Origin of the sequence: Burkholderia sp. AU15512 (assembly GCF_002223325.1) — a bacterium.
Taxonomy (GTDB): Bacteria; Pseudomonadota; Gammaproteobacteria; order Burkholderiales; family Burkholderiaceae; genus Burkholderia.
Genome location: NZ_NKEX01000006.1, coordinates 972,261 through 996,646 on the forward strand (window position 1 = coordinate 972,261; position 24,386 = coordinate 996,646).

Genomic DNA, 24,386 nt, shown 5'->3' on the forward strand with positions numbered 1-24,386 from the left:
GCCGCAGGCAATCGACAGGCGGTTCGACGGTGCATCTTACCCGAGCATTGCGAAGGGCAGTCGGCACTAGCCGTGGCGCGTCATGGGGCGCGTCGACGTGATCATTTTCGCGGTTCAATATAATTCATGATGGTTTGTCATTTCATGTGCCGGATTCATAACTTCGAACAAGGAGGCGTCGATGACACTGGCCCAGTTGCAGGCACTGGCGGCCGTGGTCGAACTCGGCTCGCTCACGGCTGCGGCCGACCGGTTGAGCCGCAGTCAGTCCGCGATCAGTCATGCATTGACCGAGCTGGAAGACCTCACGGAGGTCAAGCTGCTGTGGCGCGACCGGCAGCCGGTCGTCCTGACGGCGGCGGGCGAACGCCTGTGGCCGTACGTGCAGAACGTGGTGCGGGAAGCGCAGCTGCTGCGCCAGCAGTTCAGCCTGTCGCGCGGCAAGCTCGAAGGGAAGCTGGTGGTCGCGTCGTTGCCGAGCGTGTCGCTGGCGTTCGTCGTGCCCGCGCTCGAGGCGTTGAAGGACATGCACCAGGGCGTGTCGGCGGTGCTGCTCGAAGGCACGGACAGCGAGGTCGAAGGGTGGATCGACGACGGTACGGCCGACGTCGGCGTGGTGGCCGGCACGAAGACGTTCGCACACAATCTGCCGCTGCTCGACGAGAATTTTGTCGCGGTGGCGGCCGACGGCATGTTCGCCGGCCGCAAGCGCGTGTCGGCCAAGCAGTTGTCCAAGGCGCCGTTCATCTTCTCGAAGGCAGGCTGCGGGCCGGTGATCGCGGATTACTTCGCGCGCGGCGGGGTGCCGCTGCGGGCCGCGTTCAACGTGGTCGAGATGCGCACCATCCTGTCGATGGCCGAGGCCGGCATGGGCGTGTCGATCGTGCCGCGCATCACGCTCACGTACACGCCGTTCGGCGGCCGCGTGCTGGAGTTGTCGCCCAGGCTGCATCGCTCGGTGCGGTTGTCGTGGAATACGGCCGGCAACGCGGTCGCAGACGAGTTCGTGCGGCTCGTCGACGCGCAACGCGCGAAGGCGGCGAAGGCGGTCGACACGCGCGCGAGAAAGGCCAGGTAACGAGCGGCTTCAGCGATGAACCGCGCTCATGGGCGACTTGAAGTTTATTCAAGCCGATGACAGTCGAGATGCAATACAGTGTTCGAACTCGCCCCTGACCGCTTCGTCCCGAAGGAGATTGCCGTGCCGGCCTTGCCCACCTTGCTTGCTTTCGGACTCGTGTCGCTCGGCATGGTGCTGACGCCCGGGCCGAACATGATCTACCTGGTGTCGCGCTCGATCTGCCAGGGCCGCCGTGCCGGGCTGGTGTCGCTCGGCGGCGTCGCGCTGGGGTTCGTGTTCTACATGGTGTGCGCGGCGCTCGGCATCACCGCACTCGTGATGGCCGTGCCGTATGCGTACGACGCGCTGCGCTGCGCCGGTGCGCTTTATCTGGCGTACCTGGCGTGGCAGGCGCTGAAGCCGGGCGGCCGCTCGGCGTTCCAGGTCAGGCAGTTGCCGCACGACAGCCGGGCCAGGCTGTTCACGATGGGCTTCGTCACGAACCTCGCGAATCCGAAGATCGCGGTGATGTATCTGTCGCTCCTGCCGCAGTTCATTTCGCCGGGGCACGGCAGCGTGCTCGCGCAATCGCTGGCGCTCGGCTGCGTGCAGATCGCCGTGAGTGTCAGCGTGAATGCGCTGATTGCCTGCATGGCAGGCGGCATCGCGGGCTTTCTGGCGGGGCGGCCGGTCTGGGCGTCGGCCCAGCGCTGGTTGATGGGTACGGTGCTGGCCGGGCTGGCCGTGCGTATCGCACTGGAGTCGCGCTAGCGCGCATGGTTGGCGGTATGCACGGCCACCGGAGGGCTTTCAGGCGGCATCGCAACGAAAGCGCCCGGCATCGTCAGCCCTGGCAGTTGCCCTGCGCTTCGTTGCCGACCCGGACGGGCACGGCTTGTTCACGACGCCGGCTGCGCGTCGCGAGCCAGCACAGGATCGACCCGCCGCACACCATCGATGCGCCTTGCCAGAATTCGATCGACAGCGGTGTATGCAGCAGCGTCGCGGCGAGCAGGGCGGCGAGCACCGGCGTGAAGTACGACGCACCGACGATGACGGTCACGTTGCCGTGCATGATGCCGGTGTTCCAGGCCGCATAGCCGAACCCCAGCGCGGATGCCGCCAGCACGATGTAGACGACCGCATGCACGCTGAACGTCATGCCGCCGCCGCCTTCGATCGCGAACTTGATCCAGAGCGCCAGCGCCACCAGCATGAAGAACGGCGTGACGCCGTTCTTGCCGTCGGCGAGGCGCGCCGTCACCGTGCAATAGCCGGCCCAGATCAGCGCGCCGACGAACGCGAGGCCGTAGCTCAGCGGATTGTCCGTGACGTTGTGCAGCATGCCGGCCGGATCGAGGCCCCGGTCGCCGCCGAGCACCCGGCAGATCCCGAGCATCGACAGCAGGACGCCGGGCACGACCAGCAGGTTGGCGCGCTGCTTGTTGAACACGATCGCCGCGACCAGCGTGAAGCTCGGCCACAGATAGTTGACCATCGCGACTTCGATCGCCTGCTGGCCGTTGCTGGCATAGCCGATCGACAGCGCCAGGCACAGCTCGTACGCGACGAACAGCAGCCCGCCCCAGAGCAGATACTTTTTCGGGAACTTGCTGAGATCGGGGAAGCCGATCGTGAACAGCAGCAGCGCGGATGCCACCGTATAGATCATCGCGGCGCCGCCGGTCGCGCCGAGGCTTTCGCTCACGCCACGAACGAGGGCGACCACGGAGGCCCACAACAACACCGCGCCGAGCCCGGCGAGCGTGGCCTTGTTCTTGCGCTTCATGCTTCCTGCCTGTTTCAACATGCCAATGCAAATTCGGATGATTCGGTTCCGCCTGCATGCGCCACGCGCGCATTCGGCATGCGGGACGGCCATTGCCGGCGAAAACGCGTAGTTTAACGGGGAGACGGAGAACGGGCAGCGGCGTCGGCGGTGATTCGCCCGGCGCTTGAGGCTGATCATCCGGGAGCACGGGCGTCACGCGGCTACCGGTCACGCGTCGTCGATGCGCCTGGCCGCGCCGCTTGCCGACAACGCGCGGCCAATCGAGTCGAGCATCGCGTCCCGCGTCGGCCCGAGCGTCGTGACCGGGGAGAAACCGTCTTCGTCGGTTGACAGGGCGATCAGCGGCCAGCCGCCGGCGTCGCCGCGGACTTCAAGTGTCGTCGGTTAGAATCGATTCGACGGCGTGATGCGCTTGGCGCAACGCATTCGCGATGGCATCGAATGCGTCGGCCGACGGCGTCGTGTGGATGCGGTGTTCGAAACACATCTTCATGGGCCGGTGGGCGAGGCGGGCAGTCTGGCGCGTGCCAAGCCGCCACCCGCCCTGACTGCACCGCATCAGGCGCCCGCCGCAACGGGCGCCCGCCCGATCACCGCTCGCGCCGCTTCTTGCTCAGCTCGATCGTCTCGAACAGTTCGTAATCGGCGGTCGGGTGCTGGTCGGCGCCCGGCGCGTGGTAGTAGCGCATCGTGATCGTCGTGTGCCCGCCCGGCTTGCCCGGGTCGTGGTCGAACACCGCGATCCCGTAACCGGTGCCCGTATCGCGGCGCGCGGACCAGATCGCATCCTCGAGCGCATCGGCCGGCGCGCGCACGAACGTATTCGGCGCCGTGCCCGGCACCGGCCGGTTCGGCTTCGTGAACACCTTCGCCCGCGCAAAGCCGGTGGCCGGGTTCTCGCCGTACACGTCGAGCGGCGCGCTGGTGCCGCCGCCGCCGAGGATCAGGTGGATCGTGCCGTGGCTCGTGTCGAACGTCGTGCGGTCCGGGTCGTTCGAGCCGACCGGGCGCGGCTGCAGCGTCTCGACGACTTCGCCGGTCGTCGCATCGACACCCGCGCGGTGATTGCAGCCGCGCACCGGGTAGCTGCGCTCGTAGTCGTGATCGTGGCCGCACAGCACGAGGTCGACGCCGTAACGGTCGAACAGCGGCAGCCAGGCTTCGCGAATGCCCTTGTCGGAACCGTTGCCCGTCTTCGACGAACTGAGCGCGTCCTGGTGCATCTGCACGACGATCCAGTCGATGTCGTCGTCATGCGCGGCATGACGCAGCGTGTGTTCGAGCCAGCGTGTCTGCTCGCCGTTGCTGTAGCCGCGCACGTAGAACGACGTGCCCGGTTCGATCGGCGGGTGGCCGGTGCTCGCGGCCGGCACGAGCGGCGCGGGGCCGCCGACGAACGCGGCGGCGTCCTGGTACACGACATCGTCCGCATCGAGCGAGACGAACAGCACCGAGCTCACGCGGAAGCTGTACCAGCGGCCCGGGAAGCGCGTGCCATTCTCCGGCAGCGTATAGCGCGCGAGATACGAGTCGAGCCCCTGCGGGCCGTTGTTGAACTCGATCTCGTGATTGCCCGGGCACGGCATCCACGGACGATTCGCGGCCGACGTCTGGTTGTTGTTGCCGAAATCGCGCCACACCTCGGGCTGGTGCGCGGGGTTCAGGTTCGCGTAGCAGAGGTCGCCGTTCAGCAGGTGGAACAGCGGCTGGAACTGCTCGACGGCCTGCACCGCGAAGCGGCTCTGCGGCGACGACAGCACCCACGCGCCGTTCGGCGTCGCGAGATCGCCGTAGCTCGTGAAGCGGAACGGTGCGCGGCCGCGCGGCGCGGTCGAGAAATGCGCGGAGAACGGCTGCGCGGCGTTGCTGTCGTTGTCGGCCGTGATCTCGTAGCGGTAGCGCGTATTCGGCTTCAGCCCGTGCACGCGTGCGTGGTACGCGAATACCGTCTCGCCGTTCAGGCCGTCGGTGTACACGCGCTGGACGCCGTGCACGGTGCGCGCCGGCTCGCCGTCGGCGACGATGCGCGCGCGCGGATTGACGGCCGACGCGAGCGAGGCCCACGAGATCACGACTTCCGACGTCGGGTCGTTGCCCCACGTGAGGTGCACCTGTTCGGGCGTGCCGTCGGGGTTCGACGCGGCGGCCCTGGCTGCCGCGAGGCCACCGGCGGCGGTGGCGAGGCCGGATACGCCGGCGAGCTTCAGGAAGCCGCGACGCGAGACGGACGCGGCCGGCTCGTTCGGCTGGATCGGGGAGTTGTCCTGGTTCGACATGGTCGGTGTTTTCGTGGGTGGAGACGCGAGAGGTGGAACCGCCTGGCCGAGCGCGAGCGCGGCCAGTGCGTGAGCCGGAAACGAGCGGGATCCCGGTGCGAGACATTGTCGAAGGGCAGTTTTGCCGGGTTGTGACAGCAGGGCAACCCCGCGTAAGCGTGGGTTCAGGCCACGAACTCGTGGATCGCGGCATCCGGCCAGCGCCGACGCGCGTCAGGTTCGGCCGAAATTTATTTGCAGACACCGCGACGGATTCCGTTCGCCCGCGCCGTTTAACGCATGAACGGCCGCTTCCGGTCGATACCCGCTACTTCGGAGTCTTACATGAAGCTTTCCGTCCCATTGCGGTTCGCAGCGGCATGCGTGGCCGCGCTGGCTGTATCCGCCGCCTTCGCGCAGGCCGTCATCGTCGCGCCTTACGCGCCGCCGGCGCCTCGCGTCGAAGTGATGCCGGCGCCGCGCGCGGGCTACGTGTGGGACCAGGGCCACTGGCACTGGCGGCAGGGCCGCTACGTGTGGATTCCGGGCCACTGGCAAGTGGTTCGCGTCGGCTATCACTGGGTGCCGGGCCACTGGGCCGCGCGCGGCCCGGCCTGGCGCTGGGTGCCGGGTCACTGGGCCTGATGCGCATGCCGCCGCACGGCACGCGGTGCCGGTGCGGTGGCGCTTTCCCGCAACGTCATGAGGCGCAGCCATGCCTGTTCGAACCGTGGTGATACTCGCGGCCGCAGTTGTCGTGCTGGCCGGCTGTGTCGTGGTGCCGGCGCGTCCGGCCTATTACCGGCCCGCGCCGGTCGTCGTATATTGAGCACGCCGGCCGCCGCTCGCGCAAACGGGCGGCCGGCGCCCGATCGACCCGATCGCCATGCAGCCTGAAACGGATGCCGATGAAACGGACCTTGCCGAGGCCGTGCGCGATGCGCGCGGCGATCTTGAACCGCCACTGGGGCGGGGCCGGGTAATGGCGCGGCGCATGCAAGGAGAGCACGACGATGAGTTTCAGTCTGCCGGCGGGCGCGTCAACGATCGCGCCGCGGCCCAGACGCGCGATGCGCTGGAGCGCCCCGCGTTGAGCGACGGCGATCCGGACGCGGCGCTGGTCGCACGGGTCGGCGCGCGCGACGCGTCGGCCGTGCGCATGCTCGTCGCGCGCAAGTTGCCGCGGCTGCTCGCACTCGCGACGCGCATGCTCGGCGACCGCACGGAAGCCGAGGACGTCGCACAGGAGACGTTCTTGCGGATCTGGAAACAGGCGCCGGGCTGGCGCGAGGGAGAGGCACGGTTCGACACGTGGCTGCATCGCGTCGTGCTGAATCTGTGCTACGACCGCTTGCGCGGCCGCCGCGAGGAACCGGTCGACGTGTTGCCCGACGTGCCCGATCCGCAACCGGAGCCGGCCAAGCGCGCGGAGACCCGCTCGCGCGACGCGCGCGTGCGGCAGGCGCTCGCGGCGTTGCCGGCGCGGCAGCGCGAAGCGCTCGTGCTCCAGTACTATCAGGAAATGTCGAACGTGGAGGCGGCCAACCTGATGGGCATTACCGTCGACGCGCTGGAAAGCCTGCTTGCACGTGCGCGGCGAAACTTGCGCGCGCAACTGGCGGGCGACTCACCTAGCGAGGACATCCGATGACACCCGAACGATTTCGTACCATCGTCGCCGCGTACGGCTCGGATGCGCGGCGCTGGCCGGACGGCGAGCGCGCGGCCGCCGAGGCATGGGCGCGCGCGCATCCGGGCGACGCACTGGCCGCGCTGGACGATGCCGCCGAACTCGATGCGTGGCTCGCCAACGATACGGTCGCACCGCCCGCGCCGGCGCTCGTCGAGCGCATCGTCGCGACGGCGCCCGCCCCGCGGCGCGCGCGGCGGCGGGGCGCCGTGTGGTGGTCGGGCGCGGCATTCGCGGGCGTCGGCCTGGCCGGCGCGCTCGCAGGTGCGGTGGCCGTGTCGATGCTGATGCTCGGCGGCGTGCCGACGTCGCAGCATGAACCGGGCTATCTGACGACGACGTTCGGTGGGCCGAGCGTGGACTGGAGTGATGAATGACTGAACGTGGCTGGAAATTCGTCCTCGTCGGGTCGGTCGTGCTGAACGTATTCATGCTCGGCGCGATCGGCGGCGGTGCGTATCAGTGGTTTTCGACGCATCGCGACCTGCGGGCGGCGGGCGCACCGGCGTCGCACACCGCATTGCGTTTCGCCGCGGACGAATTGCCGGACGCTCGCCAGCAGGAATTCGATGCGGCGCTGAAGGCGGCGCGCAAGGACGGCCGCGATTTCGCGCGGGAAGGGCGCGACGACCGGATCACCGTGCTGGATTTGCTCGCCGCGCCGCAACTCGATCGCACGGCGATCGACGCGGCGCTCGAGCGCACGCGTGCGGCCGATACGGCGCTGCGTGCGCAGGTCGAGCGCAGCGTCGTCGATTTCGCGGCGACGCTGACGCCGGACGAGCGCGCGAAGTTCGTCGACGGGTTGCGGCGCAGCGGGAACTGGCGGCTGCCGCCGAAGTGGCAGAAGAAGCAGGGCGACGCGGCGAGCAAGTAAGCCAACGCCGCACGGGCAACGTGCGGCGGCGTGCGTTTTCAGGGATGCGCAACGCGTACGCGCGCGAAAGGTTGGTCGGCAATGCTCTCACGCCGGGCTTCGGCGAAGGATCGCAAGCGGCCACCGCGACTTCGCTACGCGGCACGCACGTTCAGCGTGCCAGCATCCACGCGGAGATCGCGTCGACCACACCGCTCTCCAGGCCATTGAAGCCGTGATAGGCAAAGGCTTCGCACGGATCGCCCCGGGACGTGCCGCCCGACACGATCATCAGCTCGGCCTTCGAAGACTGCTCCAGCTTCTTCAGCAGCGTATCCGTTTCGGACACCGGACAATGTTTGCAGCCGTCATTCTGGTGGTGAACGATGAGAACCGGAATCGTGAGACTGGCAAGGTTCATGTCCGTGACCGCGGTCCCGCCTCGCTCTTCGCGGAGGATCGTGGACGTCAGTACGAGACCGTCGGGTCCGCCGCCGCCGGCCAGCTCAACCGCAATGGCGGCGGCGGACTGGGTGCCGCGGCTCGTCCCGACCAGCCAGACCGGTACATGGAGTTGCTCCTTCAACCACGCAATCACGGCGCGTGCGTCGTCGGCGTGTTCCTTCGACAGCCGAAAGCCGTTGAGGTAGGGCGCGGATTGCCGGTCGCTCGGTGCATCGATGACCGCGACGGCGATGCCGTCATTCACGAACAGCTGCCGGGTGCGGACGAGAAAGTTGCCTGCGCCCCATCCGAACCGGCCGGACGGTTCCAGTTGCAGCCCGCCGTGCCCGCCGGCATAGAGAATGGCCGCGGCCTTCGGCGCGTCCGGCGCGATGAAGAGAAACCGCTGAGTCACGCCGGGGCGCGTCGGGATGTCGACGACCTTGGGCGGATTCTGCGCATGGGCCGGATAGCCGTGCAGCGTCAGCGCGACGGCAAGCAGCCATGCACGGGTCCAGCGCGAGCGCGCACGCATCGCACCGACGCAACGAAACCGCGCACGCAAGCTGACGGAAAAAGTGGGCATCGTAGTGGTCGCTGGGTCGGGACGGCAAAACGCCGTGACGCGGGGGCGATACCTTCCATTGAGTCTAGGCGGCTTTGCGGGAACGGCAAGCGTCCGGGTGGGGCGGCCGGCGAGCCCTCCGGTGAGATCGAGGCCGGTCAGGCAAGTGAAAGCCCGCCAACCGAATGTCGAAACAGGCCCGTCCTTCGCAGGGATGCGGGGTCCCGATACGGCCGCTGAGCGACCCACCGATTCGCTGCATGCGTCAGCCGAATCCGCGACGGGCATTCGAGCGGCAGCACGCACGCGTTCAAAGCCGCGCGACGCACCGGAAATATTCGTCTTCCCGGCGACGGATTTCCCGCCGGCCAGCGTTAAACACGGGTACGCATCGCGAGAGCCCTGTCATGGACCACCCGAACGACATCACACCGGCCGCCATCGCGCTGAACCGTTTCGGTCTCGGCGCGCGGGCCGACGAAGCGCCGCCGGCGGACCCGAAGGCGGCGCTCGTCGCGCAGTTCGACCGTTACGACGCACGACCCGCCGCATGGGCCGGCGAACCGGACGCAATCACACTCGCCACGCGCTTTGCCGATGCACGCAATGCGATGACGGCCAACGATCCGGCGACGAAGCGCGCGACCGAGCAGTCGATCCGGCGCGACGGCAACGACACGTATCGCAGCGCCGTCGTCGCCCGGATGAACAGCGCGCTGAATACGCCCGCACCGTTCGTCGAGCGTCTCGTGCATTTCTGGGCGAACCATTTCGCGGTATCGGTCGACAAGGGGCCGGTGGCGGCCTATGCGGGCGCGTTCGAACGCGACGCGATCCGCCCGCACGTGCTCGGCCGTTTCGAGGACATGCTGGTCGCCGTCGAACAGCATCCGGCGATGCAGCTTTTCCTCGACCAGGCGCGCTCGGTCGGCCCCGACAGCCCGGCCGCGCTGCGTGCCGAGGCACGCAATCCGTCGGCCAGGCGCGGGCTCAACGAGAATCTCGCGCGCGAAATCATGGAACTGCACACGCTCGGCGTACGCACGGGATACACGCAGGCCGACGTGACGGAATTCGCGCGTGCGCTGACCGGCTGGAGCATCGCCGGTGGGCGCGGCCCGCAGCCCGGCGATGCGGCGCCCGGCGCGTTCGTGTTTCGCCCGAAACTGCACGAGCCCGGCGTGCGGACCGTGATGGGCCGCAGCTACGACCAGCCCGGCGAAGCGCAGGCGCGCGCGATCCTGCACGACCTCGCGCATTCGGAGTCGACCGGCCGGCATATCGCGCTCCAGCTGGCCCGTCATTTCGTCGCCGACCATCCGCCGCCGGCGCTGACCGACCGGCTGGCGCGTGCGTTCGACGCGAGCGGCGGCGATTTGCCGAGCGTCTATCGCGCGCTCGTCGATTCGACGGATGCGTGGTCGCCGGTCAACCGCAAGTTCAAGACGCCGTGGGAGTGGGCCGTGTCGTCGCTGCGCGGGCTCGGCTGGCGCGACACGGGCGACCTGAAGGCCGCGCCGCTGCTCGCGCAGCTCGGCCAGCCGGTGTGGCGGCCCGGCTCGCCGGCCGGTTACGACGACGTGGCCGCGAGCTGGGCCGCGCCCGACGCGCTCGTGCGCCGCGTCGAGCTCGCGCAGCGGCTGGCCGCGCGCACGGGCGACCGGCTCGACCCGCGCACGCTCGGCAACACGCTGCTCGCCGGTTCGTTGAGCGCGCCGACGGCGGCCGCGCTGTCGCGCGCCGAAAGCGCGACCACGTCGCTCGCGCTGCTGCTCGTATCGCCCGATTTCCAACGGAGATGACCATGGCACTGTCCCGCCGACAATTCCTGAGCGTGGCCGCCGCCGGCGCAGGCGCGATCCTCGTCGCACCGCGGATCGTGTTCGCGAACGTCGAGACCGATCGGCGCTTCGTGTTCGTGATCCAGCGCGGCGCGGCCGACGGCCTGAACATCGTCGTCCCGTATGCCGAACCCGCGTATGCGTCGCTGCGCGGCCCGCTCGCAATCGACACGTCGGCCGCGACGCGGCTCGACGGCACGTTCGCGCTGCATCCGTCGCTCGTGCAGACCGCGCAGTTGTACCGCGACGGGCAGGCGCTGTTCGTTCATGCGATTGCCTCGCCGTATCGCGACCGCTCGCATTTCGACGGCCAGAACGTGCTCGAGACGGGCGGCCGCGCGCCGTACCAGGTGAAGGACGGCTGGCTGAACCGGCTCGCCGCGCTGCTGCCGGCCACGCGCGAAAGTGCGATCGCGTTCGCGCCGACCGTGCCGCTCGCGTTGCGCGGCACCGTGCAGGCCGCGTCGTACGCGCCGTCCGGTTTGCCGGCCGCACCGGACGACCTGCTCGCGCGCGTGTCGGCGCTCTACGAGGCCGATGCGCAGCTCGGCCCGTTGTGGCAGTCGGCGATGGACGCGCGCGGCCTCGCCGGCGATGCGCATGCGCGGCAGGACCCGGCGGGCGTCGGCAAGCTCGCCGCGACGTTCCTCGCGCGCGACGACGGCCCGCGCATCGCGATGATCGAGACGGGCGGCTGGGACACGCACAGCGCGCAGAACGCACGGCTCGCGAATCAGCTGAAAGCGCTCGACACGATGCTCGCCGCGTTGCGCGATGGCCTCGGGCCCGCGTGGCAGCAAACCACGGTGCTGGTCGCAACCGAGTTCGGCCGCACGGCCGCCGCGAACGGCACGGGCGGCACCGATCACGGGCAGGCATCCGTCGCGATGCTCGCGGGCGGTGCGGTCGCGGGCGGCCGCGTGATTGCCGACTGGCCCGGTTTGCGGCCGGGCGACCTGTACGAAGGGCGCGACCTGAAACCGACCGCGTCGCTCGACGCGCTGATTTCGGGCGCCGCCGCCGACAGCCTGCGGCTCGATCCGCACCGTACCGCGTCCGCGCTGTTTGCGGAAAGCGGTGCAACGCGGCCGATGAGCGGGCTGATTCGCGGAACCGCGTGATGCGCCGCGTTGCCGCGTCGGCACTGAATCGATCCACTACACAAAAGGGAGAATCCACGATGTTGAAGATCCGATCCGTTTCGCTCGCCATGCTGGTGGCGGCCAGTGCGGCGCTGATGTCCGCCTGCGTGGTCGAACCCGTGCGGCCGCCGCAGCCGGCGCCCGTCGTCGAGGTGCCGCCGCCGATGCCTGCGCCGGGCTATCGCTGGGCGAAGGGGCATTACCGGTGGGCCGGCAATCACTGGGCGTGGGTGCCCGGGCACTGGGTGGGCGTGTACTGATCGAGTGTGACGCGGCGGGCGGGGCGGATGCCGCTTACCACCCGATCCGGTGCTTCTCTTCCGTCTCGCGATGCCGCCATTCGTCGTCCGCGTGCAGGTACTGGCTCGTGGTCGTGAGCGACACGTGGCCGAGGTTGTCGCGCACGAGCCGCAGGTCGACGCGGCCGTCGGCCATGTGCGAGCCCGCGCTGTGGCGCAGCCAGTGCGCGGACGCCTGTTCGAGCACGCGCGCCTGCTGCGCGCCGGCTTCGCCGTTCGCACGCAGCCGGTCGGCCGCGTGCCGGAACACCTGCTTCACGATCCGGTGCAGCGCCGCGCGCGTGAGCGGCTTGCGCGCGCGGCCGACCGGCAGCACGAGCGGCGTGGCCTCGCCGTCGGACGGCAACGCGGGCAGGCCATGCGCGCGCCGGTAGCGCGACAGCTCGGCCATCATCTCGTCGGTGGCCGGCACGAGCCGCTGCCGGCCGCCTTTGCCCGTCACGTCGAGCCACCAGCGGTCGCGCCCGTCCGCGTCGCGCCGGCAGAAGAACTGGCCCATCGTCGTGTCGGCCGCTTCGGTGATGCGCAGCCCGCCGAGATACAGCAGCGTGAACAGCCAGCGCGCGCGATCGGCATGGAAGCGTGCCCGCGCGTCGTCGCGCGGCATCGCGGCGATCGCGTCCTTGACCGACTGCCACAGCGGCTGCCCGAGATGGCGCGTGACGCGCGGCGCGGGCCGGCGCTGCCGTTGGCGCGACAACGCGAGCGGATTGCCGGCGAGATAGCCGGCCTGCACGAGCCACGAGAACATCACGTTCAGGATCACCAATGCCTGCCGCTGGCTGGCCGCCGACAGCGGCCCGTAGAACGGCCGCCAGCGCGGATCGTCGCGCGGATGCTTGCGTCCGCCGTTCGCACACCACAGCTCGGCGGGCGCAGGTGCGAGCAGGAACTGCCGGTAGACGACGAGATCCTCGTGCGTGAGCGACGACAGCGGCTTGCCGCACGCGATCACGGCCCACAGCAGCAGGCGTTCGGCTTCCTTGCGGTAGTTCTGGAACGTGGTCGGCGTATCGACGAAGCGGGCGAGCCACGCGCGCACCGCGTCGAGGTCGTTGGTCGCGGCAATCTGCGGATGCGCGCTGCTCGAGCGGTTGGTGCCGGTGCGTCCGTCGAGCGCGGCCGGCACGGTGAGTGCATCGATCGGCAGCGGGCGCAGCGCGGTGTCGGACGGAACGGGTGAGGTCATGCGAGGCGAGGTGCGCTGTGCAGATCGCACGCATGTGAAAAGGCGGACGAACGCTGCGCGATCAGGCATATCGGGAAGCGTCGATGGTACACGATCAGCACACGGTGAATTCGCCGTCGCCAGCGAGCGCCTGACCGGTGACGAAACGCGCGGCGGGCGAGCACAGCCACGTGACCGATTCCGCGATGTCGCGCGGCTCGCCGAGCATGAAGGGGGTGTGATTCCTGTAAGCTATTTGTGAACTTTCTTGTCGTGGGGGCCTCTAATCGGCCCTTCAACGCTTCCAGAGGAATACCCGATGATTCGCCCATCCAGAACGCTGCTCGGCGCGGCCGTCATTGCCGGCAGCACGCTCCTCGCCGGATGCCAGACCGATGCGGTCGCCACGCAGCCGAACGCGGTGCGCCCGGCGGACAGCAAACCGGTGACCAAGACCGTGTACGTCGCGCCGCAATCCGCGCGCTGCACGGGCGTCGCTCCGATGGAGTGCCTGCAGGTGCGCAACAGCCCCAACGAGCCGTGGAGCCTGTGGTACGCCGGCATCGAAGGCTTCGCATACCAGCCCGGTTACCTGTTCACGCTCGAAATCGACGAGTACCGCGTTGCGCAGCCGCCGGCCGACGGTTCGTCGATCCGCTGGGTGCTCAAGCGCGTCGTCGAGCGCCGCGCGGCGAACTGACGGCCGCGCTCACGCGGACGGGCGTGCGGCCGCGCTGGCCGGCGGCGCGGTCGTATCGATCCGCCGGAACACGACGGACGACAACAGCGTCACCACGCCCATGCACGCGAACGACAGCATGAACCCGTGCGCCATCGAGCCCCAATAGGCGGCAAACAGGTTGACGAGGCCGCCGCCGATTGACACGCCGAGCCCCATCGCCAGCATCTGCATCATCGTGAACAGGCTGTTGCCGCTGCCGGCGTCGGCATGCGACAGCCCCTTCAACGTCACGCCGTTCATCGCCGCGAACTGCATCGAGTTCGCCGTGCCGAACACGATCAGCAGCGCGCCTTCCAGCAGCGGCGCGGGCCGCGCCGACACCAGCGCGAACCCCGCGATCGCACATCCGACGATCCCCGTATTCACGACCAGGAACGCCGCGTAGCCGAACCGCTTCACGAGCGGCGCGATCCAGCGTTTCGCGATGACGCCCGCGATCGCGGCCGGCAGCATCATCAGCCCCGACTGCAGCGGCGTATAGCCGAGCTGCACCTGCATCAGCAGCGGCAGCATGAACGGCACGGAACTCGTGCCGATCCGGCACAGCAAATTGCCGAGCAGGCCCGAGCCGAAGTTTGGCTCACGGAACAACCCGAGCCGGAACAGCGGCTGCGCGCGGCGCCGTGCGTGCGGCAGGTACGCAAGCGCGCTCGCCAGCCCGACCACGGCGAGCCCGGCCGCCCATGCGGCGCGATGCGCGGGCATCGGCGGGTCGATCGCGAGCGACAGCGCGATCATCGCGACCGACAGCAGCGCACAGCCGACGAAGTCGAACGGCGGCGGCTGGTGCGCCTGGTCGTGCGGCAGGTAGCGCTGCACGGCGACGAAGCCGACCACGCCGACCGGCACGTTGACGATGAACACCCAGTGCCAGGAAATCGCCTGCGTGAGCCAGCCGCCGAGCGTCGGCCCGACGATCGGCCCGAGCTGGCCGGCGATCGACACGAACGCGATCGCCGCGACGTACTGTTCGCCCGGCACGCGGCGCAGCACGGCGAGCCGGCCGATCGGCAGCAGCATCGACCCGCCGATGCCCTGCAGCGCACGCGCGGCGACGAGCTGGCCGAGCGTATGCGATGCCGCGCAGCCGATCGAGGCGAGCACGAACACGAGAATCGCGAGCGAGAACACGCGGCGCGTGCCGAACCGGTCGGCGAGCCAGCCGGACGCCGGCGTGAGCATCGCCATCGTCAGCGTATAGACGACCACGACGGGCTGCATCGCGAGCGGCGAAGCATGCAGGCTTTGCGCGATCGAAGGCAGGGCGGTGTTGACGATTGTCGTGTCGAGCGACTGCATGAAGAATGCAGCGGCGACGATCCAGAGCAGCGCGGAATGTGTGGGTTCCCGGGACATGGCGAAATCGGTGGTGCAAAGGCCGGCGCGGAGGGCGCCTTCACGCGGTTGCGTGGCGCCTGCGGTCTCCAAGCGCACGATGGTACCGATTCCGATGGTCATCGGGAAGTGGCCTCAAGACGTTGACTGTCATCGGTAATGCCGATGACAATGCGCCATGCTCAATCCCGTCTGGCTCAACACGTTCGCGACCGTCACGAACTGCCGCAGCTTCACCGAAGCCGGCCGGCAGCTCGGGCTCAACCAGTCGAGCGTCAGCGAACACATCCGTCGTCTCGAGGAGAGCGTCGGCCGGCGGCTGTTCGTGCGCGACACGCATTCGATCGCGATGACGGCCGACGGCGAGGCGCTGCTCGTGCATGCAAACGTGATCCTGCAGGCGCTGAACCGCGCGGAGTCGCAGTTCCGCAAGCCGAGGCTGCAGGGGCTGGTGCGGCTCGGCGCACCGGACGACCTCGCGCTCGTCGCGTTGCCGGACGTGCTCGCCGGGTTTCGCGCCGCGCACCCGGACGTCGCACTGGAGATCACCACCGGCATGACGAGCCGGCTCTGCGAAGGGCTGGATGCGGGCGCGCTCGACCTGATGATCGGCAAGCGGCGGCTCGGCGAACGGCGCGGCACGCCGCTCCTGCGCACGCGGCTCGAATGGGTCGCGCGGCCCGGCACCGTCGTCGATCCGGAGCGGCCGCTGCCGCTCGTGCTGGTCGCCGAGCCGAGCGTGACGCGCGCGATCGTCCTGAACGCGCTCGCGGAGAAGGGGATCGGCTGGGAGGTCGTGTGTTCGAGCAGCAGCCAGCCGGGCTGCATCGCGGCCGCCCGCGCCGGGCTCGGGCTGACCGCGACGTCGCACTATCTGTCGACGCGCGGGCTCGCGCCGCTGGTGAACGGCGATGCGCTGCCGGTGCTGCCCGACATCGAATTCATCGCGCTGGCCGCGAAGCGGCTCAGCCAACCGGCGCGCACGCTGCTCGAATTGCTCGAAGCGAGCGACCTGAGCACGCCGGGCGCGCACGCTTAGCCAACTCGCCGCGCACGAGGCGCCCGTTTCCGGCGCCCGTGCGGCGTGCGGTCAAGCGGCCCGTTTCTGCGAAATCACGAGCAGTGCGCCGTTCTTGTCCTCCAGCACCGCGCGGTATTCGTGCGGCCCGGCCTGCACGGGCACGCGCACCGACGCGCCGGCCTTCACGACCCGCGCCATCGCCGCATACAGGTCGTCGCCCTCGTCGACGCGCAGCGTAAGCGCCGCGCGCTCGACGATCTGCTCGTCGCCCGCGACCAGCGCGATCGTCAGCGGGCCGCCGTCGAGCGCGCAATAACGGTCGCCGTCGCGAAACTTCACGGTCAGGCCCAGTCCGTCGACGAACAGCGGCAGCGCCGTGTCGATGTCGTCGACCGGATACAGCAGCATCGATACCTTCATTCCCTCTCTCCCTTGTCGTTGGTCGGCGCGCGCCACGCGCCCGCCGTTCGATGCTAGCGCGCCGTCCGCGCGCTCACGCAGTCCGATCGGATGACGGTGAAACCCCTCTGTCCTCGCGGGCGCGCCGGTACTCCGAACAGACGATGCCCGCGCCCGTGCGCGCGCCGACACTCCCATTCGTGGACCGTCGCGCTTCGTCCGTATCGTGCGGGCGGGCTGCACGACCCGACTCGTCCAACAACCATGGAGACGCACGCAATGAAGTTTTCCCTCATCTACGAAGCCCAGACCACCGACGCATCGCGCGAGGGCGACCACCGGGTATTCAAGGAGACGGTCGAACAGGCGCTGCTCGCCGAGCAGGTCGGTTTCGACACGATCTGGTGCGTCGAACACACGTCGCTGACCAACTATGCGCACATGAGCGCACCGGAAACCTTCCTTGCGTACCTGGCCGGCCGCACGACGCGCATCGGCCTCGGCCACGGCGTCGTGTGCCTGCCGCCGGCGATGAACCACCCGATCAAGGTCGCGGAGCGCGTCGCGCTGCTCGACATCCTGTCCGGCGGCCGCGTGCACTTCGGCGTCGGCAAGGGCGGCAGCCAGCAGGAAGCCGGCGCGTTCGGCTATGACCTCAACGAACTGCAGCCGATGATCGACGAATCGATGTACCTCGTGCCGAAGATGTTCGTGCAGGACGAGATCGAGCACGACGGCAAGTACATCAAGATTCCGAAGCGTCCGATCCACCCGAAGCCGTTCCAGGATCCACATCCGCCGATGTACCTCGCGTGTACCAACACCGACGCGCTGCTGCGCGCCGGCCAGCGCGGGATGGGCGCGCTGGTGCTCGGCTTCGGCGGCCCCGACGAAGTCGCGAAGAAGAACGCCGTGTATCGCGAAGCGTGGGCGAACCGCAAGCAGGAGGACCAGGTCGGCTTCCGCCCGACCCAGCACCTCGCGGCGCTGTGCCCGACGGTCGTGATGGCCGACGGCCAGGCCGCCCGCAAGATCGGCATCCGCGGCCAGCGCTACTTCATGGAATCGCTCGCGTACTGGTACACGGGCGGCGAGCGTCCGGACCCGGCGAAGTGGGGCGACGACCTCGTGCAGGCCGATACCGGCGAGATGGTGATCCGCTCGCGCTTCGCGTCGGAGGAGGTCGTCGTGAACTTCGCCGACCCGGCGCTCGCGATGATGAACCCGAACCACGCGTACGGCACGGTGGACGACTGCATCGGCTATGTCGGCCGTCTGCAGGAAGCCGGCGTCGACGAAGTGCTGTTCCTGTGCCAGATGGGCACGGTGCCGCACGACGCGCAGATGGAGACGATCCGCAACATCGGCGAGCACGTGATCCCGTTCTTCAACAAGGAGAAGGAGCGCGCCTGCGCGTGATGCACCGGGCCGCGCCCGTCGTCCGGTCGGACGATGCGGCGCGCTCGCGCGAAGCCGACCATCGGTGGTGGCGAGCATCGCCCGCGGCCAGGCCGCGCCGGACAACTTTGAACGAGAGCGGGGCACGCGCCGCGGCGCATCACCCGCTTCACAGGAGACATTCGTGCATCGCGACAACGATTCGAACGCACTGGCCGCCACGCTGATCGCCCGGGCCGAGGCACTGGCGCCGACGCTGGCCGGCCGCGCCGCGCAGGCGGACGCGCAGGGCCGCATCCCGGCCGAGACGATCGCCGACATGCAGGCCGCCGGCTTCTTCAAGGTGCTGCAGCCGAAGCGCTACGGCGGCTACGAGCTCGATCCGCAGGCGTTCTTCGACATCCAGATGGCACTCGCGCGCGGCTGCATGTCGACCGCGTGGGTGTACGGCGTCGTCGGCGTGCACAACTGGCAGCTCGCGCTGTTCGACGAACGCGCGCAGCAGGACGTGTGGGGTAACGATCCGTCCACGCTGATCGCGTCGACCTACATGCCGGTCGGCCGCGTGACGCCGGTCGACGGCGGCTTCCGCCTGTCGGGCCACTGGAAGTTCTCGAGCGGCAGCGAACTGTGCGAGTGGGTGTTTCTCGGCGCGCTGGTGCCGCCAGCCGTTGCCGGCCAGCCGCCCGAATACCGCACCTTCCTGCTGCCGAAAGCCGACTACCGGATCCAGCAGGACTGGGACGTGCTCGGCCTGCGCGCGACCGGCAGCCATGACATCGTCGTCGACGACGTGTTCGTGCCCGCGTACCGCACGCACAAGGCGATCGACGGGATGATGGGCACGAGCCCGGGCCTCGCCGTCAACGACGCGCCGCTGTTCAAGCTGCCGTTCGCGCAGATCTTCGTGCGCGCGGTGTGCACATCGTGCATCGGCGCGCTGCAGGGCGCGCTCGACGATTTCACCGGCTATGCGGCCACGCGCGTGTCGGCCAACAGCGGCACGAAGACGACCGACGATCCGGGCGCGCAGAACGCGTGTGCGAACGCGGCCGTCGCGATCGACGAGATGCAGGTGCTGCTCAAGCGCAATTTCGCGGAACTGATGGCGTCGGTCACCGGCGGCCCGGCCGTGTCGATCGAGCGCCGCGTGCATTTCCGCTACCAGTCCGCGCAGGTCGCCGAGCGCTGCGCGCAGGCGGCGAACGCGCTGCTGCGCTACGCGGGCGGCAACGGCATCTATCACCGCAATCCGCTGGTGCGCCGCTTCCTCGACCTGCATGCGGCCCGCGCGCACTACGCGAACAACGTGGACCGCTTCGGCCAGAACCTCGGCGCCGTGATGCTCGGCCGCGAGAACACCGACTTCTTCATCTGACGAGGCAGCGATGAACGACCCGCAAGCACAGCAATACGTGTTCGACGTGGTGGTCGTCGGTTCGGGCGCGGGCGCGCTGCTCGCCGCGTGCCGCGCGGCCGACCGCGGCCTGTCCGTCGTCGTGATCGAGAAGACGGCGCTGTACGGCGGCACGTCGGCCGTGTCGGGCGGCGGCATCTGGGTGCCGTGCAACCACCATATCGCCGAGCTGGGCGCGACCGATTCGCGCGAGGCCGCGCGCGGCTATATCGAAGCGTGCGTAGCCGGTGAATCGACGCCCGAGAAGATCGACACCTATCTCGACCGCGCGCCGGAGATGCTGCGCTACCTGGAATCGAAAACGCCGGTGCGTTACCAGTCGCTGCCGAAATACGCGGACTACTTCCAGAAGGTGCCGGGCGCGATGCCGGGCTATCGTGCGCTCGATCCGATGCCGTTCGACGGCGGGCTGCTCGGCGACGAACTCGACCAGCTGCGGCCGGCGTCGCCCGGCACGCTGATCGGCGGGCGTGTGGCGGTGACGTCGAAGGAGGCGCACACGCTGTTCTCGCGCGGGCCCGGCTTCATGAAGCTCGCGATCGCGCAGTTCGGCCGCTACTGGCTCGATATCGGGATGCGCCGCCGCACGCGGCGCGACCGGCGCCTGACGCTCGGCAACGCGCTGATCGGCGGGCTGCGCCGCGCGCTGCTCGACCGCAACGTGCCCGTGTGGCTCGATACGCCGATGCGCGACCTGCTCGACGTGGATGGCCGCGTGACCGGCGTGCGCGCGCAGCGCTTCGGGCAGCCGGTGACGATCGTCGCGCGGCGTGGCGTGATCCTCGGCGCGGGCGGTTTCGAGCGCAACCAGCCGATGCGCGAGCGCTACCTGCCGCAGCCGACGCAGGCGCAGTGGAGCGCGACGCCGCCGGCCAACACCGGCGACGCGATCGCCGAAGGCCACCGGCTCGGCGGCGCGCTGGCGTTGATGACGCACGTGTGGGGCGCGCCGACGGTCGGTGTCGCGGGCGAGGAGAAGCAGCGCGCGCTGTTCGTCGAGCGCAACCTGCCGGGCTGCGTGATCGTGAACCGCCTCGGCAAGCGCTTCGTCAACGAAGCCGCGCCGTATTCCGAATTCGTGCCGGCGATGTATCGCGACCATGCGCGCACCGGCGCGAACGTGCCGGCGTGGATGGTGTTCGACGCGCGGTTTCGCCGCAAGTATCCGTGCGGGCCGATCATGCCGGCGTCGATGATGCCCGATTCACGGATTCCGGCCGCATTCCGCGACGTGATCGTGAAGGCCGACACGATCGACGCGCTCGCGGCGCGCATCGGCATCGACGCGGCCGGCCTGCACGACACGCTGCGCGACATGGCCCGCTACGCGGCAACCGGGATCGACGAAGCGTTCGGCAAGGGCGACAACCTGTTCGACACGTACTACGGCGATCCACAGAACAAACCGAACCCGTGCCTCGGGCCGGTCGACCAGGCGCCGTTCTACGCGGTGCGGATCGACGCGGGCGATATCGGCACGAAAGGCGGGCTCGTCACCGACGTGCACGCCCGCGTGCTGCGCGCCGACGGCGAGCCCATCGACGGCCTTTACGCGATCGGCAACACCAGCGCCTCGATGATGGGCGCGAGCTACCCCGGCGCGGGCTCGACGCTCGGTCCGGCGATGACCTTCGGGTATCTCGCCGCCGACCACCTGGCTGCTCGCGCAGCCGACGCCGGCGGCCAATCCGCCCGGCCATCCACGACTGAACTTGACGGAGTCCAATGATGAGCGATCTCACCACCCATCCGCTGCGCACCGACATGCTGCTCGCGATGCGCCGCCTCGCGCGCTCCGTCACGGTCATCAGCAGCGCGCACGACGGCCGGCGCTATTCGATGTCCGCGACGGCGGTCGATTCGCTGTCGACCGATCCGCCCTCGCTGCTGATCTGCATCAACCGCAGTGCGTCGCTGTATCCGCCGCTCGACGCGGGCGCCGGGTTCTGCGTGAACGTGTTGTCGGCGGCCCAAGAAGGCATCGCGATCGACTGCAGCGGCCGCCTGAAGGGCGAGGCGCGCTTCACGACCGGCGACTGGCACACGTCGGCGCTCGGCGTGCCGTATCTGCGCGACGCGCAGGCGAGCCTCGTGTGCGAGCAGGACGGCCGCTTCGAATACGGCACGCACACGGTGTTCATCGGGCGTATCCGCGAGGTGCTGATGAGCGGCGATGTCGACCCGCTCGTCTATCTCGACGGCGCCTACACGACGCCCGGCGCGCCGGTGGCCCGTGCGGCCGCGTGACGTGAGGAGCCGGCCATGAGCGATTCGCGCTTCCATCGGCTGACCGTGGCCGACGTGATTGCCGAAAGCGACGACGCGTGCTCGTTCGTGTTCGACGTGCCGGCCGCGTTGCGCGACGCCTTCGCGTACCGGCCCGGTCAGTTCCTGACGCTGAACGTGCCGTGCGCGGACGCGACCGTCGCGCGCTGTTATTCGCTGTCGAGCGCGCCCGGCATCGACGCCGCGCCGAAGATCACCGTCAAGCGCGTGCGCGACGGCCGCGCGTCGAACTGGCTGTGCGACCGCGTGAAAGCGGGCGACACGCTCGACGTGCTGCCGCCGGCCGGCGTGTTCACGCCGCGCACGCTCGACGGCGACCTGCTGCTGTTCGCGGGCGGCAGCGGCATCACGCCGGTGCTGTCGATCCTGAAGTCGGCGCTCGTGCACGGACGCGGGATGCTGACGCTGATCTACGCGAACCGCGACGAGCGCTCGGTGATTTTCCGCGCCGAGCTGCAGCAGCTCGCGCAGCGCCATCCGGGCCGCTTGCGCGTGATGCACTGGCTCGACAGCGTGCAGGGCATTCCGCAGCAACGCCATCTCGAGGAACTCGCGCGGCCGTTCAGCCAGCAGGAGACGTTCATCTGCGGGCCCGCGCTGTTCATGGAGAACGCGCTGGCCGCGATGCTCGGCCTCGGGTTGCCGCGTTCGCGGGTCCATGTCGAGCGTTTTGCCTCGCTGCCCGATGCGCGGGCGCAGGCATCGGCGTCGGCGGATACGACGGCGTCAAGCGTCGCAGCGGCGGCCTCGGCATCCGGCGATGGCGCGGCGATCGAGACGGTGCTGGACGGCGACGCGTTCGCGTTCGACAGTGCCCCCGGCGAAACGCTGCTCGACGCGATGCTGCGCGCGGGCGTGCCGGCGCCGAATTCCTGCCGGATGGGGCAATGCGGCGCGTGCATGTGCCGGATCGAGCGCGGCGAGGTCGCGCTCGACAGCAACCACGTGCTCGACGACGACGAGATCGCGGCCGGCTGGACGCTCGCCTGTTGCGCACGGCCCGCGAGCGACGCGCTGCGCGTGGTGTTTCCCGACTGAGCCGTCGCGCGCCGGCGGCGCGCACGGCCACCCTGATCTATGACGATGGACAACGAAATCCTGACCACGCCCGCGCTGATCGCCCGGGCAGCCGCGCGCCACGGCGCGCATCCGGCGATCGAGTCGGAGCATGGCCGGCTGACCTACGCGGAACTCGACGCGGCGCGCGTCGCCGCGGCCCGCGCGCTGCTCGCGAGCGGTATCGAGACAGGCGACCGCGTCGCGGTGTGGGCGCCGAACCTGCCGGAATGGATCGTCGCGGCGTTGGCGATCCACACCGTCGGTGCGATCCTCGTGCCGGTCAATACGCGGATGAAGGGGATGGAGGTGGGCGGCATCCTGCACGACGGCGGCGCGCGGCTGCTGTTCTGCTGCGGCACCTTCCTCGGCGAATCGTATCCGGCGATGCTCGCGCCGCACCGGCCCGCGACGCTCGAGCGCGTCGTCGTGTTCGACGGCGAACTGCCTTCAGGCGCGCGCGACGAGACCTGGAACGCGTTCCTCGCACGCGGCGCCGAGGTGCCGCTGGCCGCGGTGCGCGAACGCGAGGCGCAGGTCACGCCCGACACCGTGATGGACCTGATGTTTACGTCCGGCACGACGGGCCGCCCGAAGGGCGTGATGACCGCCCACGGCCAGAACTTGCGCGCCGCGCAGGCATGGGCGGCGATCGCCGGCGTGCGCGCCGACGACCGCTACCTGATCGTCAATCCGTTCTTTCACACGTTCGGCTACAAGGCCGGCTGGCTCGCCGCGCTGTCGAGCGGCGCAACCGTGCTGCCGCAGCTCGTGTTCCAGCCGGCCGACGTGCTGCGGCGCGTCGCCGACGACCGCGTGTCGGTGCTGCCCGGCCCGCCGACGCTGTACTACGCGCTGCTCGATGCGCCCGATCGTGCGACGCGCGACCTGTCGTCGCTGCGGATCGCGGTGACGGGCGCCGCGGCGATCGCGCCGAGCCTGATCGAGCGGATGCGCGCGGAGCTCGGCTTCGAGACGGTGCTGACCGGCTACGGGCTGACCGAATCGTGCGGCTTCGCGACGCTGTGCCGCCAGGGCGACGATGCGGCGACGGTTGCCTATACGTCGGGGCGCCCGATGCCGGAGGTCGAATTGCGCATCGCGGGCGAAGGCGGTGAGCCGCTCGGGCCGGACGAAACCGGCGAAATCTGGGTGCGCGGCTACAACGTGATGCGCGGCTACTTCAACCAGCCGGACGCGACGCGCGAGACCGTCGATGCGGACGGCTGGCTGCATACGGGCGATCTCGGCTGCGTCGATGCGAACGGTAACCTGAAGATCACCGATCGCATCAAGGACATGTTCATCGTCGGTGGCTTCAACTGCTATCCGGCCGAGATCGAGCGGCTGCTCGCCGCGCATCCGGCGATCGCGCAGGTCGCGCTGGTCGGCGTGCCCGATACGCGGCTCGGCGAAGTCGGGCATGCGTATGTCGTGCTGCGGCCGGGCGCGCATGCCGACGCCGACGAACTGAACGACTGGGCGCGCCGCAACATGGCGAACTACAAGGTGCCGCGGCATTTCACGTTCGTCGAGCAATTGCCGACGAGCGCGGCCGGCAAGGTGCTGAAGTACCGCCTGCGGGCGGGGACCGAGGCGGCGGCCTGAGCGGCGCCGCGA

Annotated in this window: 24 protein-coding genes; 17 read left to right on the top strand and 7 right to left on the bottom strand. The window is 69.5% G+C overall.

All coding sequences use genetic code 11. The annotated features are described in order from the left end of the window. Positions 1–181 precede the first annotated feature (181 nt). Positions 182–1,078, top strand: coding sequence for a LysR family transcriptional regulator (locus tag CFB43_RS23685; protein ID WP_089496808.1), 897 nt, complete (start codon positions 182–184; stop codon positions 1,076–1,078). Positions 1,079–1,201: 123 nt separating this feature from the next. Continuing rightward, the gene (locus CFB43_RS23690) at positions 1,202–1,831 is read left to right on the top strand and encodes a LysE family translocator (protein ID WP_089498114.1); all 630 of its coding nucleotides are present in this window, start codon (positions 1,202–1,204) and stop codon (positions 1,829–1,831) included. 73 nt (positions 1,832–1,904) lie between these two features. Here CFB43_RS23690 and yddG read toward each other — a convergent pair whose 3' ends face one another. Both yddG and CFB43_RS23705 read right to left on the bottom strand, forming a co-directional pair. Next, on the bottom strand, positions 1,905–2,849 hold the full coding sequence (yddG, locus tag CFB43_RS23695; RefSeq protein ID WP_144023100.1) for an aromatic amino acid DMT transporter YddG: 945 nt from the start codon (positions 2,847–2,849) through the stop codon (positions 1,905–1,907). 593 nt (positions 2,850–3,442) lie between these two features. Next, on the bottom strand, positions 3,443–5,128 hold the full coding sequence (locus tag CFB43_RS23705) for a purple acid phosphatase family protein (protein ID WP_089442329.1): 1,686 nt from the start codon (positions 5,126–5,128) through the stop codon (positions 3,443–3,445). Positions 5,129–5,452: 324 nt separating this feature from the next. Here CFB43_RS23705 and CFB43_RS23710 point away from each other — a divergent pair, with 324 nt between their 5' ends. From CFB43_RS23710 to CFB43_RS23725, 4 genes are all read left to right on the top strand, one after another. Continuing rightward, positions 5,453–5,752, top strand: a complete 300-nt coding sequence (locus CFB43_RS23710) for a YXWGXW repeat-containing protein (RefSeq protein WP_089496810.1) — start codon at positions 5,453–5,455, stop codon at positions 5,750–5,752. A 241-nt stretch (positions 5,753–5,993) separates the two neighbouring features. Continuing rightward, on the top strand, positions 5,994–6,758 hold the full coding sequence (locus CFB43_RS23715) for an RNA polymerase sigma factor (RefSeq protein WP_089496811.1): 765 nt from the start codon (positions 5,994–5,996) through the stop codon (positions 6,756–6,758). Beyond that, entirely contained in the window at positions 6,755–7,174 is a 420-nt protein-coding gene (locus tag CFB43_RS23720) for a hypothetical protein (RefSeq protein ID WP_089442332.1), read from the top strand. Before CFB43_RS23715 ends, CFB43_RS23720 begins: the two co-directional genes overlap by 4 nt. Continuing rightward, the gene (locus CFB43_RS23725) at positions 7,171–7,674 is read left to right on the top strand and encodes a periplasmic heavy metal sensor (protein ID WP_089496812.1); all 504 of its coding nucleotides are present in this window, start codon (positions 7,171–7,173) and stop codon (positions 7,672–7,674) included. The genes CFB43_RS23720 and CFB43_RS23725 overlap by 4 nt, the downstream gene beginning before the upstream one ends. A 151-nt stretch (positions 7,675–7,825) precedes the next feature. Here CFB43_RS23725 and CFB43_RS23730 read toward each other — a convergent pair whose 3' ends face one another. Beyond that, positions 7,826–8,683: an alpha/beta hydrolase family protein gene (locus CFB43_RS23730; RefSeq protein WP_256990114.1), complete on the bottom strand. Its 858-nt coding sequence runs from the start codon at positions 8,681–8,683 to the stop codon at positions 7,826–7,828. A gap of 386 nt (positions 8,684–9,069) precedes the next feature. Between CFB43_RS23730 and CFB43_RS23735 the strand changes: the two genes are divergently transcribed. From CFB43_RS23735 to CFB43_RS23745, 3 genes are all read left to right on the top strand, one after another. Beyond that, complete coding sequence (locus CFB43_RS23735; RefSeq protein ID WP_089496813.1) at positions 9,070–10,464, top strand: DUF1800 domain-containing protein; 1,395 nt, start codon at positions 9,070–9,072, stop codon at positions 10,462–10,464. A 2-nt stretch (positions 10,465–10,466) separates the two neighbouring features. Then, positions 10,467–11,624, top strand: a complete 1,158-nt coding sequence (locus tag CFB43_RS23740) for a DUF1501 domain-containing protein (protein WP_089458351.1) — start codon at positions 10,467–10,469, stop codon at positions 11,622–11,624. A gap of 62 nt (positions 11,625–11,686) precedes the next feature. Continuing rightward, the gene (locus CFB43_RS23745; RefSeq protein ID WP_089498116.1) at positions 11,687–11,905 is read left to right on the top strand and encodes a YXWGXW repeat-containing protein; all 219 of its coding nucleotides are present in this window, start codon (positions 11,687–11,689) and stop codon (positions 11,903–11,905) included. Positions 11,906–11,939: 34 nt separating this feature from the next. Here the strand turns inward: CFB43_RS23745 and CFB43_RS23750 are convergent, their stop codons facing one another. Both CFB43_RS23750 and CFB43_RS37940 read right to left on the bottom strand, forming a co-directional pair. Continuing rightward, positions 11,940–13,133, bottom strand: a complete 1,194-nt coding sequence (locus tag CFB43_RS23750; protein WP_089496814.1) for a tyrosine-type recombinase/integrase — start codon at positions 13,131–13,133, stop codon at positions 11,940–11,942. Positions 13,134–13,227: 94 nt separating this feature from the next. Further along, the gene (locus CFB43_RS37940) at positions 13,228–13,341 is read right to left on the bottom strand and encodes an SDR family oxidoreductase (RefSeq protein ID WP_226203037.1); all 114 of its coding nucleotides are present in this window, start codon (positions 13,339–13,341) and stop codon (positions 13,228–13,230) included. 90 nt (positions 13,342–13,431) lie between these two features. Here CFB43_RS37940 and CFB43_RS23755 point away from each other — a divergent pair, with 90 nt between their 5' ends. Further along, complete coding sequence (locus CFB43_RS23755) at positions 13,432–13,812, top strand: DUF4377 domain-containing protein (RefSeq protein ID WP_089496815.1); 381 nt, start codon at positions 13,432–13,434, stop codon at positions 13,810–13,812. 9 nt (positions 13,813–13,821) lie between these two features. On the opposite strand, the gene CFB43_RS23760 is transcribed toward CFB43_RS23755, so the two are convergent. Continuing rightward, positions 13,822–15,210 (bottom strand): DHA2 family efflux MFS transporter permease subunit, encoded by a 1,389-nt coding sequence (locus CFB43_RS23760; protein WP_089498117.1) that lies wholly within the window; start codon positions 15,208–15,210, stop codon positions 13,822–13,824. 157 nt (positions 15,211–15,367) lie between these two features. Between CFB43_RS23760 and CFB43_RS23765 the strand changes: the two genes are divergently transcribed. Next, entirely contained in the window at positions 15,368–16,228 is an 861-nt protein-coding gene (locus tag CFB43_RS23765) for a LysR family transcriptional regulator (protein WP_089496816.1), read from the top strand. Positions 16,229–16,279: 51 nt separating this feature from the next. Here CFB43_RS23765 and CFB43_RS23770 read toward each other — a convergent pair whose 3' ends face one another. Continuing rightward, the gene (locus CFB43_RS23770; RefSeq protein WP_089496817.1) at positions 16,280–16,630 is read right to left on the bottom strand and encodes a VOC family protein; all 351 of its coding nucleotides are present in this window, start codon (positions 16,628–16,630) and stop codon (positions 16,280–16,282) included. Positions 16,631–16,888: 258 nt separating this feature from the next. On the opposite strand from CFB43_RS23770, the gene CFB43_RS23775 reads away from it, so the two are divergent. The 6 genes from CFB43_RS23775 (at position 16,889) to CFB43_RS23805 (ending at position 24,374) form a co-directional block, all read left to right on the top strand. Then, positions 16,889–18,028 carry an LLM class flavin-dependent oxidoreductase gene (locus tag CFB43_RS23775; RefSeq protein ID WP_089496818.1) on the top strand — a complete coding sequence of 380 codons (1,140 nt, stop codon included), beginning with the start codon at positions 16,889–16,891 and terminating at the stop codon, positions 18,026–18,028. Between the two features lie 163 nt (positions 18,029–18,191). Continuing rightward, complete coding sequence (locus tag CFB43_RS23785; protein WP_089496819.1) at positions 18,192–19,385, top strand: acyl-CoA dehydrogenase family protein; 1,194 nt, start codon at positions 18,192–18,194, stop codon at positions 19,383–19,385. Between the two features lie 10 nt (positions 19,386–19,395). Next, a complete protein-coding gene (locus tag CFB43_RS23790) occupies positions 19,396–21,153 on the top strand; it encodes an FAD-dependent oxidoreductase (RefSeq protein ID WP_089496820.1) in 1,758 nt (585 codons plus the stop codon). Further along, entirely contained in the window at positions 21,153–21,671 is a 519-nt protein-coding gene (locus CFB43_RS23795) for a flavin reductase family protein (RefSeq protein ID WP_089496821.1), read from the top strand. Before CFB43_RS23790 ends, CFB43_RS23795 begins: the two co-directional genes overlap by 1 nt. A gap of 15 nt (positions 21,672–21,686) precedes the next feature. Continuing rightward, a complete protein-coding gene (locus CFB43_RS23800) occupies positions 21,687–22,748 on the top strand; it encodes a ferredoxin--NADP reductase (protein ID WP_089496822.1) in 1,062 nt (353 codons plus the stop codon). A gap of 39 nt (positions 22,749–22,787) precedes the next feature. Next, positions 22,788–24,374: a FadD3 family acyl-CoA ligase gene (locus CFB43_RS23805; RefSeq protein WP_089496823.1), complete on the top strand. Its 1,587-nt coding sequence runs from the start codon at positions 22,788–22,790 to the stop codon at positions 24,372–24,374. Positions 24,375–24,386: the final 12 nt, after the last annotated feature.